Origin of the sequence: Pseudomonas sp. BNK-7, assembly GCF_048072025.1 — a bacterium.
GTDB classification, from domain to species: Bacteria; Pseudomonadota; Gammaproteobacteria; order Pseudomonadales; family Pseudomonadaceae; genus Aquipseudomonas; species Aquipseudomonas danubii.
Genome location: NZ_CP182252.1, coordinates 2179517 through 2195823, shown reverse-complemented (window position 1 = coordinate 2195823; position 16307 = coordinate 2179517). Strand labels below are relative to the sequence as shown.

14 protein-coding genes are annotated in these 16307 nt (G+C 62.4%); 11 read left to right on the top strand and 3 right to left on the bottom strand.

Going from position 1 to position 16307, the window contains the following annotated elements; translation table 11 throughout:
- The first annotated feature begins 58 nt into the window (after positions 1-58).
- From ACMGF8_RS10145 to ACMGF8_RS10110, 8 genes are all read left to right on the top strand, one after another.
- Positions 59-1513 carry an alginate export family protein gene (locus tag ACMGF8_RS10145; protein ID WP_207815831.1) on the top strand — a complete coding sequence of 485 codons (1455 nt, stop codon included), beginning with the start codon at positions 59-61 and terminating at the stop codon, positions 1511-1513.
- A 41-nt stretch (positions 1514-1554) separates the two neighbouring features.
- Positions 1555-3129 (top strand): mannuronan 5-epimerase AlgG, encoded by a 1575-nt coding sequence (gene algG / locus ACMGF8_RS10140; RefSeq protein ID WP_374704512.1) that lies wholly within the window; start codon positions 1555-1557, stop codon positions 3127-3129.
- Positions 3130-3140: 11 nt separating this feature from the next.
- Positions 3141-4589, top strand: coding sequence for an alginate O-acetyltransferase (locus ACMGF8_RS10135; protein ID WP_207167096.1), 1449 nt, complete (start codon positions 3141-3143; stop codon positions 4587-4589).
- 8 nt (positions 4590-4597) lie between these two features.
- Positions 4598-5722, top strand: a complete 1125-nt coding sequence (locus ACMGF8_RS10130) for a mannuronate-specific alginate lyase (RefSeq protein WP_207167095.1) — start codon at positions 4598-4600, stop codon at positions 5720-5722.
- Positions 5723-5932: 210 nt separating this feature from the next.
- Positions 5933-7498, top strand: coding sequence for an MBOAT family O-acyltransferase (locus ACMGF8_RS10125; RefSeq protein WP_115581649.1), 1566 nt, complete (start codon positions 5933-5935; stop codon positions 7496-7498).
- Between the two features lie 11 nt (positions 7499-7509).
- A complete protein-coding gene (locus ACMGF8_RS10120; RefSeq protein ID WP_416759473.1) occupies positions 7510-8685 on the top strand; it encodes an alginate O-acetyltransferase in 1176 nt (391 codons plus the stop codon).
- A gap of 15 nt (positions 8686-8700) precedes the next feature.
- Positions 8701-9369, top strand: coding sequence for an alginate O-acetyltransferase AlgF (locus ACMGF8_RS10115; protein WP_253083702.1), 669 nt, complete (start codon positions 8701-8703; stop codon positions 9367-9369).
- A 179-nt stretch (positions 9370-9548) separates the two neighbouring features.
- Positions 9549-11000 (top strand): mannose-1-phosphate guanylyltransferase/mannose-6-phosphate isomerase, encoded by a 1452-nt coding sequence (locus ACMGF8_RS10110; protein WP_108544362.1) that lies wholly within the window; start codon positions 9549-9551, stop codon positions 10998-11000.
- Positions 11001-11551: 551 nt separating this feature from the next.
- Here ACMGF8_RS10110 and ACMGF8_RS10105 read toward each other — a convergent pair.
- The 3 genes from ACMGF8_RS10105 to ACMGF8_RS10095 all read right to left on the bottom strand — a co-directional run bounded on the left by ACMGF8_RS10105 (position 11552) and on the right by ACMGF8_RS10095 (position 13271).
- Entirely contained in the window at positions 11552-11824 is a 273-nt protein-coding gene (locus ACMGF8_RS10105) for a DUF3077 domain-containing protein (RefSeq protein ID WP_108544359.1), read from the bottom strand.
- A 390-nt stretch (positions 11825-12214) separates the two neighbouring features.
- Entirely contained in the window at positions 12215-12799 is a 585-nt protein-coding gene (locus ACMGF8_RS10100) for a putative adenosine monophosphate-protein transferase Fic (protein ID WP_108544357.1), read from the bottom strand.
- On the bottom strand, positions 12792-13271 hold the full coding sequence (locus ACMGF8_RS10095) for a YhfG family protein (protein WP_180988522.1): 480 nt from the start codon (positions 13269-13271) through the stop codon (positions 12792-12794). The genes ACMGF8_RS10100 and ACMGF8_RS10095 overlap by 8 nt, the downstream gene beginning before the upstream one ends.
- Before the next feature lie 422 nt (positions 13272-13693).
- Between ACMGF8_RS10095 and ACMGF8_RS10090 the strand changes: the two genes are divergently transcribed.
- The 3 genes from ACMGF8_RS10090 to ACMGF8_RS10080 all read left to right on the top strand — a co-directional run bounded on the left by ACMGF8_RS10090 (position 13694) and on the right by ACMGF8_RS10080 (position 16225).
- Positions 13694-14158 (top strand): multidrug transporter, encoded by a 465-nt coding sequence (locus ACMGF8_RS10090; protein ID WP_102861233.1) that lies wholly within the window; start codon positions 13694-13696, stop codon positions 14156-14158.
- Positions 14159-14194: 36 nt separating this feature from the next.
- The gene (locus tag ACMGF8_RS10085) at positions 14195-15019 is read left to right on the top strand and encodes an SDR family oxidoreductase (RefSeq protein ID WP_207167092.1); all 825 of its coding nucleotides are present in this window, start codon (positions 14195-14197) and stop codon (positions 15017-15019) included.
- 177 nt (positions 15020-15196) lie between these two features.
- The gene (locus ACMGF8_RS10080; protein WP_242553902.1) at positions 15197-16225 is read left to right on the top strand and encodes a sel1 repeat family protein; all 1029 of its coding nucleotides are present in this window, start codon (positions 15197-15199) and stop codon (positions 16223-16225) included.
- Positions 16226-16307 lie beyond the last annotated feature (82 nt).

Here is a 16307-nt window from a genome sequence, read left to right as displayed (position 1 = left end):
CCGGGCGCAGCCTGCGGCAGCAGCTACAGGCAAGCGCTTCAGCCTGTCGAAACTGGGCATGGCCCTGGGTTTTGCCATGCTCGGGTCCAACCCGACCCTGGCGGCGATGACCGATACCCAGAACTTCGGCCTGGAAGTGAAGATCACCGGCCAATCCGAAGATGATCGCGACCTGGGCACCCTCAGCGGCGGCGACGTCAACGGCCTGGGCCTGGACCTGCGGCCGTGGGTCTACGGTGAACGCGGTGCCTGGAGCGCCTACGCCATGGGCCAGGCGGTGACCTCCACCGACATCATCGAAACCGATACCCTGCAGCAGTCGGACGCCGACGGTACCCAGCAGTCGAGCAATGACGACCGCAAGACCAAGAAAAACTACCTGGCCCTGCGCGAGTTCTGGATCGGCTACAGCGGCTTCACGCCCTACCCCGGCGAGCAGTTGAAACTGGGTCGCCAACGCCTGCGCAACGACGACGGCCAGTGGCGCGACACCAACATCGAAGCCCTGAACTGGACCTTCGACACCACCTTGCTGCGGGCCAACGTTGGCGCCGCCGAGCGCTTCAGCGAATACCGCACCGACCTCAAGGAACTGGCGCCCAAGGACAAGGACCGCCTGCACGTCTACGGCGACGCGGCCTACCAGTGGACCCCAGGCAACTGGGTGGGGATTCGCGGTCATCACACTCACGATGACGGCAAGCTCGACTATCCGGTGCCCGGCGAAGCCGCCGATTCCCTGGACAAGAAAGAGAACGGCGACCTCACCTGGCTCGGCCTCACCGCCGACAGCGACGCCTATAACTGGCGCAACACCAACACGGTCAACTACTGGGCCAGCCTGACCGGCATGCGCGGCGAGCGCGACACGGTCAACGCACTGGACGCCAATGGCAACCGCCCGGCCCAGGCCAAGCGCGGCGACAACCTCGACGGCTGGGCCACCGACCTGGGCGTACGCCTGCGCCTGGACCCCAACTGGCAAGTCGGCGCCGCCTATGCCCGCGCCAGCGGCGACTACGAGCAGAACGGCCTGGAAAGCAACCGCTCCAACTACACCGGCACCCGCTCCCGCGTGCACCGTTTCGGCGAAGCCTATCGCGGCGAAATGAACAACATGCAGACCGCCACCCTGTTCGGTTCCTGGATGCTCAACGATGAATACGACGCCAGCCTGATCTACCACAAGTTCTGGCGCGTGGACGGCAACAAGCCGGTGGGCAGCAACGGCATCAACGCCGTGGACAACGACTATGACGGCAACGGCAACCTGCTCTCCAGCACCGCGCTGCCCCTGCAGGACGGCAAGAAAGACTTGGGGCAGGAAATGGACCTGGTGGTCACCAAGTACTTCAAGCAAGGCCTGTTGCCGGCGGCCCTGAGCCAGTCCATCGATGAGCCGTCGGCCCTGGTGCGTTTTCGTGGCGGCGTGTTCAAGCCCGGCGATGCCTATGGCAAAGACGTCGACTCGTACATGCACCGCGCCTTTATCGACGTGATCTGGCGCTTCTGATGCGAACCGCGAAGGGAGTGCCCGAAATGAACTGCTACCCCATGAACAGCCCCGCTGCGAAAGGCGCCATCAGCCTGTTGGCGGGCGCTCTGTTGCTGGCCAGCAGCTCGGCGTTCGCCACTGCCGAGCCGGCCAAGACGCCGATCGTCGCCAAGGAACTGCAACAGGCCAAGACCTATACCGTCAGCAGCGCGCCCACTGAGCCGTTGAACCTGGCCACGCCGACCCTGCCCGATCTCTCCGGCTACACCGCCGAGGCCGTTGCGGCGAAGATCGTGCGCAGCCAGCCGGGCAAGATCAGCGTGCGCCGGATGATGCAGGAAGACGCCCTGAAAGACTTTATCGGCGGTGACAACAAGATGGCCGAATGGGTGGTGCGCCAGCACGGCATTCCCCAGGCGATCTTTATCGACGACGGTTACATCAACCTCAAGGACCTGGCCAAGAAACTGCCCAAGCAGTACATCAGCGAAACCGCGCCGGGTGTATTCCTCGCGCGCCTGCCGATCGTGGTCGGGCGCAAGGGCATCCTGGAAATCGACAAACAGACCCAGGAGCTGCGCCTGTCCCAGGAAGGCGGTTCGTTCCTGGTCAACGATGGCCAGCTGTTTGTGCGCGACACCAAGGTCACCGGCTGGCGCGAGAAAGACAACGGCCCGGCGACCTTCCGCTCGCCCAAGGAATTCCGCCCGTTCCTGTTGGCCTGGGGCGGCACCGAGACTTACATCGTCAACAGCCAGATGGCCAGCTTCGGCTACGCCAACTCCAAGTCCTACGGGGTGAGTATTTCCCAGTACACGCCGAACATGGCCAAGGTGCTCAAGCGCGATGAACCCACCGGCTGGATCATCGGCTCGGATTTCTCGGACATGTGGTACGGCTTCTACTGCTACGAAACCCGCGACTTCGTGGTCAAGGGCAACACCTACAAGGACAACATCGTCTACGGCATCGACCCCCACGACCGTTCCCACGGTCTGATCATCGCCGACAACACCGTCCACGGGACCAAGAAGAAGCACGGCATCATCATTTCCCGGGAAGTGAACGACAGCTTCATCTTCAACAACCGTAGCTACGACAACAAACTCTCGGGCCTGGTGATCGACCGTAACAGCGTCAACAACCTGATCGCCTACAACGAGATCTACCGCAACCACACCGACGGCATCACCCTCTACGAGAGCGCCGACAACCTGCTGTGGGGCAACAAGGTGATCAGCAACAAACGCCACGGCATCCGCATTCGCAACAGCGTGAACATCCGCCTGTACGAAAACATCGCCATGGCCAACGGCCTGACCGGCGTCTACGGCCACATCAAGGACCTGTCCGACACCGACCGCGACATCAAGCTCGACCCATTCGACGCTCAGGTTTCGCTGATCGTGGTCGGCGGCGAGCTGGCGGCCAATGGCAGCGGCCCGCTGTCCATCGACTCGCCGTTGAGCGTGGAGCTGTATCGCGTGTCCATGCTCGCGCCCACCAAAAGCAGCGGCATCAGCTTTTCGGGGATCCTTGGCGAACGCCAGGATGAAATCCTCGACCTGATGGTGCGCCAGCAAAAAGCCGTGCTGATCGACCCTGTCGAACGCCAGACCGAAATGCGCGATTGAGGATGACTGTCATGCCCCCACACCTGATCAAACTGTTGAGCCTGTCGGCGCTGACCGCCGGCATTCTCGCCGCCAGTGCCGGCGCCCGTGCCGATGAGCCCCAGGCGCCGAACTTCACCGCCGAGCCGTGCTGCAACCTGTGCCCGGCCGCCCATGATGCGAAGAACTACACCACCCGCTACCAGCAGAACTTCACCACCCTGGTGCAAGCCCAGGGCGACTGGCTGTTCCGCACCCAGGAAGACCTGCGCACCGAATTTGACACCACGCCGCAAGGCTATCGCCGCCTCAAGCAATTGCACCAAGCCTTCAAGAGCAAGGGTGTGGAACTGGTGCTGGTCTACCAGCCGACCCGCGGCCTGGTGAACCGCAACAAGCTCAACCCGGAACAGAAAGCCCGCTTCGACTACGACAAGGCCCTGAACAACTACCAGGCCATGCTCGGGCGCTTCGCCCAGATGGGCTACGTGGTGCCGGACCTGTCGCCGCTGACCAACGAACAACTGCCCGAGACCCTGCCGGCCCACGACTTCTACTTCCGCGGCGACCAGCACTGGACCCCTTACGGCGCCCAGCGCACGGCCAAGATCGTCGCCGACAAGGTCAAGCAACTGCCGGCCTTCGCCGACATTCCCCGGCGCGAATTCGAGACCCACAAGTCCGGGCGCATGGGCAAGACCGGCACCCTGCACAACATGGCAGGGCAGCTGTGCGGCACCAGCTACGCCATCCAGTACATGGACCAGTTCACCACCGAGCCCAAGGGCGAGGCCGGCGACGGCGACCTGTTCGGTGATTCCGGCAACCCGCAGATCACCCTGGTGGGCACCAGCCACAGTGGCAAGAACTACAACTTCGCCGGCTTCCTGGAAGAGGCCATCGGCGCCGACATTCTCAACGTTGCCTTCCCCGGCGGTGGCCTGGAAGGCTCGATGCTGCAGTACCTGGGCAGCGACGAATTCCAGAAGTCCCCACCGAAGATCCTGATCTGGGAATTCTCGCCGCTGTACCGCCTGGACCAGGAAACCATCTACCGGCAGATGATGGCCCTGCTGGACAACGGCTGCGAAGGCAAGGACCCGCAGATGAGCGCCAGCACCACCCTCAAGCCGGGCAAGAACGAATTGCTGGTCAACAGCAAGAACCTGGACCTGCGCAACAGCGGCCATCAGGTCGACATCCGCTTCGCCGACCCTTCGGTGAAAACCCTGCAAGCCACCCTCTGGTACATGAACGGCCGCCACGAGGACATCAAGATCGAAAAACCGGAAACGTCCGACACCGACGGGCGCTTCGCCTTCGAACTGCGCACTGACGAAGACTGGGCCTCGCAGAACCTGCTGGCGGTGGAAATCCAGGGCCCGGAAGCGGGCACTGCCGGGCAGAAGGTCGAAGCGAAAATTTGCAAACGCAACGTATTCCCGAGCGCCGAGCAACGCACCGCGCAGATCGGGCAATGAGGTTACCTATGCAAAGCACACACCTGAAACGCCTGTTGATCCCCAGCCTGCTGGGGCTGGCCATGGTCACCGGCAGCGCCCAGGCCGCCGCGCCGCTGCGTCCGCCCCAGGGCTATTACGCCCCGGTGGACAAGTTCAAGAGCGGTGACGACAGCGACGGCTGCGACGCCATGCCCGCGCCCTACACCGGCGCCCTGCAGTTTCGCAGCAAGTACGAAGGCTCGGACAAGGCCCGGGCCACCCTCAACGTGCAGTCCGAACAGGCCTTTCGCGACACCACCGCGGACATCACCAAGATCGAGCGCGGCACCAGCAAGCGGGTCATGCAGTTCATGCGCGACGGCCGCCCGGAGCAGCTGGACTGCACCCTCGCCTGGCTCAGCGCCTGGGCCCAGGCCGACGCGCTGATGTCCAAGGACTTCAACCACACCGGCAAGTCCATGCGCAAATGGGCCCTGGGCAGCATGGCCTCGGCCTACCTGCGGCTGAAGTTCTCCGACTCCCGCCCCCTGGCCAGCCACCAGGAACAGGCGCAGAAGATCGAGGCCTGGTTCAGCAAGATGGCCGACCAGGTAGTCAGCGACTGGGACAACCTGCCCCTGGACAAGACCAACAACCACTCCTACTGGGCCGCCTGGTCAGTGATGGCCACCGCCGTGGCCACCAACCGCCGCGACCTGTTCGACTGGGCCGTGAAGGAATACAAGGTCGGCGCCCACCAGGTCGACGCCGACGGCTTTTTGCCCAACGAACTCAAGCGCCAGCAACGGGCCCTGGCGTACCACAACTACGCCTTGCCGCCCTTGGCGATGATCGCCAGCTTCGCCCAGGTCAACGGCGTCGACCTGCGCCAGGAAAACAACGGTGCGCTCAAGCGCCTGGGCGAGCGAGTGCTGGCTGGGGTCAAGGACCCGGACACCTTCGAGCAGAAAAACGGCAAGGCCCAGGACATGACCGACCTCAAGGTCGACTCCAAATTCGCCTGGCTGGAACCCTACTGCAGCCTCTACACCTGCGCCCCGGATGTGCTGGAACGCAAGCACAAGATGCAGCCGTTCAAGACCTTCCGCCTGGGCGGCGACCTGACCAAGGTCTACGACCCGACCCACGAAAAAGGCAGCAAGGGCCCGTAACAGCAACACCTGTAGCCGCTGCCGAGGCACGAGGCTGCGACGCGGTCCAAAGGACCGCCACCAGGGGGCCGCTTCGCAGCCCATCGCAGCCTCGTACCTCGGCAGCGGCGACAGAGAGCGTCATGAATGCAATACGCCCCCGCGGTTTTTCACGGGGGGGTTTGGGGGGGCTGCGGCCTCTGACTATTGGTTAAACATGGAGAGATCGGGATGGTTTTCTCGTCCAATGTGTTCCTGTTCCTGTTCCTGCCGATCTTTCTCGGCTTGTACTACTTGAGCGGGCAACGCTATCGCAACCTGCTGCTGCTGATCGCCAGCTACGTGTTCTATGCCTGGTGGCGCGTGGACTTCCTGGCGCTGTTCGCCGGGGTCACCCTGTGGAACTACTGGATCGGCCTGAAAGTCGGCGCCGCCGGGGTCCGCACCAAGCCGGCCCAACGCTGGCTGCTGCTCGGCGTCGGCGTCGACCTGTGCATCCTCGGCTACTTCAAGTACGCCAACTTCGGCGTGGACAGCATCAACGCGATCATGACCTCCTACGGTCTGGAACCGTTCATCCTGACCCACATCCTGCTGCCGATCGGCATCTCGTTCTACATCTTCGAGTCCATCAGCTACATCATCGACGTCTACCGCGGCGACACCCCGGCCACCCGCAACCTCATCGACTTCGCGGCGTTCGTGGCGATCTTCCCGCACCTGATCGCCGGCCCCGTGCTGCGCTTTCGCGACCTGGCGGACCAGTTCAACAATCGCACCCACACCCTGGACAAGTTCTCCGAAGGCTGCACCCGCTTCATGCAGGGCTTCATCAAGAAAGTGTTCATCGCCGATACCCTGGCGGTGGTCGCCGACCACTGCTTCGCCCTGCAAAACCCCACCACGGGCGATGCCTGGCTCGGCGCCCTGGCCTACACCGCGCAGCTGTACTTCGACTTCTCCGGCTACAGCGACATGGCCATCGGCCTGGGCTTGATGATGGGTTTTCGCTTCATGGAAAACTTCAAGCAGCCCTACATCAGCCAGTCGATCACCGAGTTCTGGCGGCGCTGGCACATCAGCCTGTCCACCTGGCTGCGCGACTACCTGTACATCACCCTGGGCGGCAACCGCAAAGGCACGCTGATGACTTACCGCAACCTGTTCCTGACCATGCTCCTGGGCGGCCTGTGGCACGGTGCGAACATCACCTACATCGTCTGGGGCGCCTGGCACGGCATGTGGCTGGCCATCGAAAAGGCCCTGGGCATCAACACCACTCCACGCAGCCTGAACCCGGTGCGCTGGGCCCTGACCTTCCTGCTGGTGGTGATGGGCTGGGTGATCTTCCGTGCCGAGAACCTGCACGTGGCCGGGCGCATGTACGGCGCCATGTTCAGCTTTGGCGACTGGTCGCTGTCGGAACTCAATCGCGCCAGCCTCACCGGCCTGCAAGTGGCGACCCTGATCCTGGCCTACGCCACCCTGGCGTTCTTCGGCCTGCGTGACCTGTACCGCAACCCGGCACCGGTCAAGGCCAAGCCCGACGTCGCTAGCCCCGCCGACGGCCCGGCCAGCGCCCAGCCCGGCCTGATCAAGGCAGTGCCCGGGGACACCCCCGGCAGCATTCACCAGCCCGGCTACATCGTCGGCACCGAGGCCCAGGTGCAACCGGCCTACTGGAGCGCCGACTGGTCGCGCTACGTGATGCGCGCCCTGGTGCTGCTGCTGTTCATCGCCTCGATTCTCAAACTCTCGGCGCAAAGCTTCTCGCCGTTCCTTTACTTCCAGTTCTGAGGGATCTGCCCATGACCCGCTCATTACGTGTGTTCTACATCGCCCTGTTCCTGGTGACCCTGCTGGCGCTGGGGCTGTGGTCGGTGCGCAGCTTCTTCGGCTTTAGCACCAACAATGACGCCACCGTGCTCAACGGGCGCTGGGCCAAGGCCGTGGAAACCCACTACGACGACCAGTTCCCGATCAAGCGCCTGGGCACCAACCTGTGGGCCGCCCTGGACTTCAAGCTGTTCAACGAAGGCCGCCCCGGGGTGGTGCTGGGCCGCGACCAGTGGCTGTACAGCGATGAAGAGTTCAACCCGGTGGTCAACGAGGAGCTCAACCTGCAAGGCAACTACGCCCTGGTGGAAGGCGTGCGCCAGACCTTGAAAGAGCACGGAGTGAAACTGGTGATGGCCATCATTCCGGCCAAGGCGCGCCTGTACCCGGAGCACCTGGACGAGGTGCGCCCGGCGCGCATTCACGCCAACCTCTACCAGGACTTCCATGCCCGGGTCGCCGCCAACAAGATCCTTGCCCCCGACCTGCTGGGCCCCCTGCAACAGGCCAAGCAACAGGGCCAGCAAGTGTTCCTGCGTACCGACACCCACTGGACCCCGGCCGGCGCCGAAGTCGTCGCTCGCCAGTTGGCCCAGGCCATCGCCGCCAAGACCCCGCTCAGCGGTCAGCCACAACGCTTCATCACCGAGACCCAAGAGACCGTGAAGCACCAGGGTGACCTGCGGCGCTTCCTGCCCCTGGACCCGCTGTTCGAAAACCTGATGCCGGCCGAAGAGCCCCTGCAAAAGCGCGTGACCCGCGCCAGCGAGGAACAGCCGGCCGCCGACGACGCGCTGTTCGCCGACCACGAAGTGCCGGTGACCCTGGTGGGCACCAGCTACAGCGCCAACCCCAACTGGAACTTCGTCGGCGCCCTGAAACAGGCCCTGCACAGCGACGTGCTGAGCTATGCCGAAGACGGCCACGGCCCGATCCTGCCGATGCTCAGCTACCTGAAAAGCGACGACTTCAAGAACCACCCGCCCCAGGTGCTGATCTGGGAATTCCCTGAACGCTATCTGCCTGTGAACAACGAAATCGGCGACGCCGACCCGCAGTGGGTCGCAGCGCTCAAGCAAGCCGGTGCTCGCCAACAGAACGTAGCTGCACTCAACAAATCCGAGACGCCCGACCGGGCGCAAAACTGAAAAGAGGTAACACTCATGACTTTCACTACTACTCCTCGCCGTCTCGCTGCCAAATCCCTGAAAGCTGCCGTATTGGCCGCGAGCCTGGGCCTGCTATCAGCCCCGGTATTCGCCGGTGGCGACGCTGCCCTGTACGGTCCAACCGCGCCCAAGGGCTCGACCTTCGTGCGCCTCTACAACGCCAGCAACAGCGAAGTCAGCGCCACGGTGGGCAGCACCAACGTCAACGACGTCGCGCCCCTGGCCAGCAGCGACTTCAGCTTCATGCCCGGCGGCGACTACACCGCCAAGGTGGGCAGCCAGAGCGTGCCGGTGAAACTGGCCGCCGATCACTATTACACCCTGGTCAACAACGCCAGCGGCCAGCCGCAACTGATCGAAGAACCGCCGTTCAAGAACAAGCAGAAATCCCTGGTGCGGGTACAGAACCTCAGCGACCAGGCCCTGACCCTGAAGACCGCCGACGGCAAGACCGACGTGGTCAAGGCGGTGGCTGCCAAAGGCCGCGGCGAGCGCGAAATCAACCCGGTGAAGGTCAGCTTCGCCCTGTACGACGGCGATAAAAAAGTCAGCGACCTCAAGCCCGTGGCCCTGGAGCGCGGCGAAGCGGCGGTGCTCTACGTCACCGGCAACGGCAGCAACCTGTCGCCGGTGTGGGTGAAACGCCCCGTCTCCACCCGCTAAGACCTGTAGCCGCTGCCGAGGCCCGAGGCTGCGACGCGGTCCGCAGGACCGCCCTCCGGGGCCGCTTCGCAGCCCAGCGCAGCCTCGTACCTCGGCAGCGGCTACACCGAGACAAAAACAAGAGTGAAACGACAGAACGCAGTAGCTCTAACCCATACGATGTTTGAAGGAGTAACAACATGATTCCGGTGATCTTGTCAGGTGGTAGCGGCTCACGTCTTTGGCCGCTTTCGCGCAAGCAATTCCCCAAGCAATTCCTCGCCCTGACCGGCGAACACACCTTGTTCCAGCAAACCCTGGAGCGCCTGGTGTTCGAAGGCATGGACACCCCGATCGTGGTCTGCAACAAGGACCACCGCTTCATCGTCAACGAGCAACTGGCAGCCCGTAAGCTCGAGTCCCAGCGCATCCTCATGGAGCCCTTCGGCCGCAACACCGCCCCGGCCGTGGCCCTGACCGCGATGATGCTGGTCAACGAAGGCCGTGACGAACTGATGCTGGTGCTGCCTGCCGACCACGTCCTGGACGACCAGAAAGCCCTGCAACGGGCCCTGGCCCTGGCCACCGTGGCCGCCGAGCGGGGCGAAATGGTGCTGTTCGGCGTGCCGGCGACCAAACCGGAAACCGGCTACGGCTACATCAAGTCCAGCAACGATGCGCTGCTGCCGGAGGGCATCAGCCGGGTCGCGCAGTTCGTCGAGAAGCCCGACGAAAAACGCGCCAACGAATTCGTCCAGGCCGGCGGCTACTTCTGGAACAGCGGCATGTTCCTGTTCCGCGCCAGCCGCTTCCTCGAAGAGCTGAAGAAACACGACCCGGACATCTACGACACCTGCCTGCTGACCCTGGAACGCAGCCAGCAGGACGCGGACACCGTAACCATCGACGAAGCCACCTTCGCCTGCTGCCCGGACAACTCCATCGACTACGCGGTGATGGAAAAGACCCAACGCGCCTGCGTGGTGCCACTGAGCGCCGGCTGGAGCGATGTCGGCTGCTGGTCGTCACTGTGGGACGTGCATGAAAAGGACGCCAACGGCAACGTCAGCAAAGGCGATGTGGTGATCCAGGACAGCCACAACTGCATGATCCACGGCAACGGCAAGCTGGTGTCGGTGATCGGCCTGGACAACATCGTCGTCGTAGAAACCAAGGACGCCATGATGATTGCCCACAAGGACAAGGTCCAAGGGGTGAAACAGATGGTCAACACCCTCAACGAACAGGGCCGCAGCGAAACCCAGAACCACTGCGAAGTCTACCGCCCGTGGGGCTCCTACGACTCGGTGGACATGGGCGGGCGCTTCCAGGTCAAGCACATCTCGGTCAAGCCGGGGGCCTGCCTGTCGCTGCAGATGCACCACCACCGCGCCGAACACTGGATCGTGGTCAGCGGCACCGCCGAAGTCACCTGTGACGAGAACGTGTTCCTGCTCACCGAGAACCAATCCACCTACATCCCGATTGCCTCGGTGCACCGCCTGCGCAACCCGGGCAAGATTCCGCTGGAGATCATCGAAGTGCAATCGGGCAGTTATTTGGGCGAGGACGATATCGAGCGGTTTGAGGATATCTACGGCCGCTCGACGCCGGTGGAACGTGGTGTTTCGGTGAAAACTATCGCTCAGTAACAGCAGCAAGTTTCAAGCGGCAAGCTGCAAGTAAAAGCAGGGAGCCGTGCTAGCAAGACCTTTGTGCTCCCCCTGTCCAGGTGCCGGCGTCCCCTATCCGCAGGCACTTGGACAGGGGGATTTTTGTAGCCGCTGCCGCAGGCTGCGAAAAGGGCCGCAGGACCTTCAGCGATCTCAAGCCCCCTGCGCCCGCTGCGCGGTCGTTCGCAGCCTGCGGCAGCGGCTACAAGAAACAGCGATCAGTAGAGGCAGCCGTAAGCTTCAAGCGCCAAGCTGCAAGTAAAAGCAGGGAGTCGTGCTAGCAAGACCTTTGTGCTCCCCCTTTCCAGGTGCCGGCGTCCCCTATCCGCAGGCGCTTGGACAGGGGGATTTTTGTAGCCGCTGCCGCAGGCTGCGAAAAGGGCCGAAGGACCTTCAGCGATCTCAAGCCCCCTGCGCCCGCTACGCGGTCGTTCGCAGCCTGCGGCAGCGGCTACAAGAAACAAAAAAGCGCTGCGTCCCTCCCACGAAGACACAGCGCTCTTTCGACTCCCTCCATCAGGAAACATCGATCAGGCGTGCAACACCTCTTCCTTCATTCCCAATCCCACGTCATCGATCAGCGCCTTGCCCATCTCCGCCAGGAAATGCGCGGCCCAGGCGTAACGCTCGCCCTGGTCTTCCATGGCCGCATCCAGGGCGAGTTTCTTGGCGTAGTACAGCAGGGTCGACGCGTGCTCCAGCGCCTGCTGCAGAGGCACGTCGGCATTGACGCGGAACAGGGACTGATCGGCATCACCACAGGAACCGAAGGTGACGAAGCCCGAGGTTTTGATAGCGCACATGATTGAACCTCCCGTATCAAAGTGAGGACTGCCACGTTCGCGACCAAACGAATGGGTGGCAGCCGTGCGTGGATTGGTCGACCGGAGATACAGGAACCCGGCAGGGCCGAAGCCCTTCCACGCACAGCCGCCATTGCACGGAAATGCGGGCGCAAAAAAAGCGCCTGCAATCGTCAAGGGGCGCTGTTGCGCCTGTATCAAGTCGGGCGACCAAACCCGATCACTGCTTTCGCAGCGACGCTCAAAGGCTAGTCCCGGGTCTTATACGGAGCAACGACAAAGGCGTCGCAGTTTATGTCCAAGCCACGGGTGTTGGGAATGTTGAGGATGGCGGCACGCCGTAGCACGCCAGAACAAGCAGGCCATTGCGGCCAACTTCGATAGGAGGTTTTAGGCAGTGACGATGCGCTTGAAGATCTCTGCCATGGGCGCGTAGTTCACATAGACGCCATTGATATTCGCTTCAAGCCACTCATCCTGGCTGACCTCTTCCCAGTCCAGTTCGTAACCGGCCGATAGCGCGAGGTGTTCAAAGAAGATCCGCTGGACTCGGCCATTGCCCTCGCGAAACGGATGAATCATGTTCAGCTCGCAGTAGAATTCCGCCAACTTTTCACAGAAATCGTTTCGTTCAAGTCCACTCAGCCAGTTGTTTTCTTGAAGATTGGAAAAAATCTTCAGGGCTTCCGCCTCGATTCTTCCGCAGTTACAGAAACGCGTCCCGCCCTTGGAGATATCAACATTTCTTATCTCTCCCGCCCAGGCATAGAGGTCGGAAAACAACTGTCGATGCAGCAGCTTGAGATTCTCCAGGCTGTAGGGCGGAGCAACATAGCGAACCCGACTGACGGTCAGCGCGGTGATGTCCCTCTCCGCCGCCTCAAGGGCGGCCATTTCCTGAATATTCAGCTTGTTTTTAAGCACTGAGGAGGCGGGGTAGCAGTAATGATCATGAGAAGCGTCGTATTTATCTATTCAACGGTCTTCCATGCTTGGCCAAGACTTTTTCCAACGAGGCTTTTTCGTCGAAGATCGGTATGTCTATGCCTTCCAGTCTTGAACTGCTTACAAAGTTTTTAAGCTTGTTCTTTTCGAAACGTTCGTAAGGATCAAACCTAGGACGAACAGCGCATTTCGACAACAAGGACAAAGCGTCTCTTAGTTCTGCAACATTCCTGGCGCACATCCTGAAGCCGATTCTTTTTGAAACTTCATTGCGCACAACCGGATAGGGCAAGGCATCACTGAGCGCACGTTCGCACTCTCGCCCCTCTTCTGCGAGGGCACTGAGGCGCTTCAACTTCAAAGATAAAGAGCTCCAGCCATTTGCCCCTAACTTCAAATAGAGCTGAGTTTCGACAAAGCGTTTGACCTCAAGAAACGTCCCCAGCTTCTTCAGATCGCTGATCTGTGCAGTTTGCAAAATCTGCTGCAGTGATACGTCCATCATCGCCCCATGATTGATGCCAAAGCCCGGAGATTATACACCTCATAGATCGCCACCACGGGCATGTCTCGTCCTTGGCACCAGCACTCTTCACAGTCGAAAGCGGAGTCCACCCCTTCAGCTAGCATTCGCCTCGCTCGATGTTTGCAGCCCTTAGAACCTGAGCATTTTCCAGTCCCGGTAAAGGTGTTCCAGGAGTGAATAGAGGCCCCGGGAGCATGCCAACCACCCGCTCGGGCGGGCACCAGAGTGGACCACATGATGTCCACTATCGGCATAAATCCGCTTTAACGGACCGTCTGTTGTCCCTAACACCCCCATCAAAACCAGGCCTGTGGATAACGTCACAACAGCCCTCCTCCATCGCCAACCCCACCTACGCTTAGGTAGGATGTCCCCTCCTTTTCCCCGAGGCTCACCTCATGTTCATCGGCGTTCTGCTGGTCATCACCTGGCTGATCCTGCTTCTGCGCTACCCCGCCAAAGCCCTTCCCGTGTCCCTGGCCGCTGCGTTCGGCCTGGCCCTGGTGGCCTGCTGGGTGGTCTGGCTGGACAACCGCGAAGCCCAGCAACTGGCGCGCCTGGAGCTGCGCCTGAGCTACGCGCCGGACCACTGCCCCGCCGACCGGCCGCTGCAGGTCAAGCTCAACAACGGCAACAAGGTGCCCCTGGTGGAACTGCGCTGGCGGGTCGCCGCCTATGCCCCGGGGGATACCGTCAACCTCGCCGACAACCAGTACAGCGCCCCGCGCTACCGTGGCCCCGGCGAGTTGCAGGCCGGCGCCAACTGGCAGGACTGCCTGCCGCTGCCACCGCTGCGCCCCGGCTATCGCCCGCAAACCCTGGAGTTTCGCGCCGAGCGTCTACAGGGTAGTTTCTCCGACTGATTCGCCCCTCCCCTCACCCAGCACAAGGACCGCGCCATGCCCGTAGCGTTGATCACCGGTTGTTCCAGCGGCATCGGCCGCGCCCTGGCAGATGCCTTCAAGGGCGCCGGTTTCACCGTGCTCGCCACCGCTCGCAAGGCCGAGGACGTAAACACTTTGCAAGCCGCCGGTTTCAAGGCCGTGCAACTGGACGTGAATGACGCCCCGGCCCTGAGCGCCCTGGGCGAGGAGATCAACCAGCAATACGGCGGCCTGGATGTGCTGATCAACAACGCCGGCTACGGCGCCATGGGCCCGCTACTGGATGGCGGTGTGCAAGCCATGCAGCGCCAGTTCGAAACCAATGTGTTCTCGGTGGTCGGGGTGACCCGGGCGATGTTCCCGGTGCTGCGCCGCAGCCGTGGCCTGGTGGTGAATATCGGCAGTGTGTCCGGGGTGCTGGTGACGCCGTTTGCCGGCGCCTACTGCGCCTCGAAGGCCGCGGTGCATGCCTTGAGCGACGCCCTGCGCATGGAGCTGTCGCCGTTCGGCATCCGGGTCATGGAAGTGCAGCCCGGGGCCATTACATCGAGCTTCGCCAAGAACGCCGGGCATGAAGCCGAACAGTTGCTCAACGAACAATCGCCCTGGTGGCCCCTGCGCGAGGGCATCCGCGCCCGGGCCAAGGCCTCCCAGGACAAGCCGACCCCCGCCAGCGAATTTGCCGCCGGCTTGCTCAAGGCCGTGCAGCAGGACAACCCGCCGCGCCTGGTGCGCCTGGGCAATGGCAGCCGCGCCCTGCCGCTGCTGGCCAACCTGCTGCCCAAGGGTTGGCTGGAGAAGGGACTGATGAAGCGGTTTGGCTTGAACGCCAAGCTCTGAGCACCCCACGCAGGGGATCCGTTGCATGACACCGTTGTATGCCGCGCCGATGCCCATAGAATGCCCGCACTCAAATTCCAGGGAAGCGGCACCTCAGGCACGCAACGGCTGCACCCCGCCCCTGCTCATGCCCTCTTGGCGTCCTGCCTTTTACGATTGAACCTCAGGGACTCTTCATTGAAATCTCGTAGCCTGCTGCCCTTGGCCATCCTCACTCTGCTGCTGGGCTGCAATGCCTCGTCACCGGACGAAAAACTCAATGCCACCCTGCCGGACCTGAGCCTGGAACAGATCCTGCCCAAGGTCGAGGCCAACCCGTACTGCTCACCGGAGATGGACAGCGAACGGCTGGTCGGCCTCGGCATCCGACTGATCAATGAGGACGAGGTGCGGCATGGCGCAAGCCGTACCCTGCTGGCAAGCCAGGCCATACAGATGGCCCGCGCCTGCCTGATCATGGCCGCCCCCCACAACACCATGAGCCTGTGCATCCTGGGCGGGATCGTCGGCTCCAGGCAGAAGGACTATGACAAAAGCGAAGCCTTCAACTACATCGCCTACGCCGCCCAGCACAATGAATCCTGTGCGGAAGCGGGCCTGTACCACATCTATAACGTCGGCAAGCTGGACCAGCCCCCGAACAAGGCATTGGCCATGGCCTGGCTGGAACGCGCCGCTCGGCACGGCGACCAGGACTCGCAACAGGAGATGGTGCGCCGCAACGAACAGGACAATTTGCCGCTGGCCTTCGCCTGGGCCCGAACCCTGGATGACGCCCAAACGCTCGCAGCGCTGAAACGCAAGATGAGCCCTCAGCAGTTGGCCGAAGGCGAGCAGCATTACACCCGATTGCTCGGTCAACTCACGCCGAAACAGGAGATTGAGCAGGCGCTGCGCCAGGACCTCATCGCCCTGGGCACAGGGGATCTGTACTTCAGCTACCCGGAAGTATTCACGGGCATGTCGCCTGAGCAACGGCATGCGTTCGTCGCCCAGTTGGTGGACATGCAGGAGCGCCACCCGAAGTTCCACACCCGCGGCCAACTGGTGGCCTACGCCTTGATTTCCCGCCTGGTGCAAAGCACCGGCCCGGCCGTGGACCTGTGGCAAGACCCGGCGCTGCAGGCCGTGCTGGAGGACGATGACCTGAGCGTGGAAGACAGCGTAGCCAAGGCCAAAACCATTCTGGCCAAGCGCAAGTCATAACGGGAGCGGCGGCGCTAGCGCTGTTGAAGCCGTCGCCGAGGTGTCATCCGCTCAAGGCCTCAGGGCCCTTGCCGCGGTCAAC

Bases quoted from the DNA above. Each gene is read 5' to 3' on its own strand.
- ACMGF8_RS10145 (WP_207815831.1), top strand. From the start codon at position 59: ATGGCCCTGGGTTTTGCCATGCTCGGGTCCAACCCGACCCTGGCGGCG.
- ACMGF8_RS10115 (WP_253083702.1), top strand. From the start codon at position 8,701: ATGACTTTCACTACTACTCCTCGCCGTCTCGCTGCCAAATCCCTGAAA.
- ACMGF8_RS10095 (WP_180988522.1), bottom strand. From the start codon at position 13,271: ATGGACGTATCACTGCAGCAGATTTTGCAAACTGCACAGATCAGCGAT.
- ACMGF8_RS10085 (WP_207167092.1), top strand. From the start codon at position 14,195: ATGCCCGTAGCGTTGATCACCGGTTGTTCCAGCGGCATCGGCCGCGCC.
- ACMGF8_RS10105 (WP_108544359.1), bottom strand. From the start codon at position 11,824: ATGTGCGCTATCAAAACCTCGGGCTTCGTCACCTTCGGTTCCTGTGGT.
- ACMGF8_RS10110 (WP_108544362.1), top strand. From the start codon at position 9,549: ATGATTCCGGTGATCTTGTCAGGTGGTAGCGGCTCACGTCTTTGGCCG.
- ACMGF8_RS10125 (WP_115581649.1), top strand. From the start codon at position 5,933: ATGGTTTTCTCGTCCAATGTGTTCCTGTTCCTGTTCCTGCCGATCTTT.
- ACMGF8_RS10135 (WP_207167096.1), top strand. From the start codon at position 3,141: ATGCCCCCACACCTGATCAAACTGTTGAGCCTGTCGGCGCTGACCGCC.
- ACMGF8_RS10120 (WP_416759473.1), top strand. From the start codon at position 7,510: ATGACCCGCTCATTACGTGTGTTCTACATCGCCCTGTTCCTGGTGACC.
- algG (WP_374704512.1), top strand. From the start codon at position 1,555: ATGAACAGCCCCGCTGCGAAAGGCGCCATCAGCCTGTTGGCGGGCGCT.
- ACMGF8_RS10090 (WP_102861233.1), top strand. From the start codon at position 13,694: ATGTTCATCGGCGTTCTGCTGGTCATCACCTGGCTGATCCTGCTTCTG.
- ACMGF8_RS10130 (WP_207167095.1), top strand. From the start codon at position 4,598: ATGCAAAGCACACACCTGAAACGCCTGTTGATCCCCAGCCTGCTGGGG.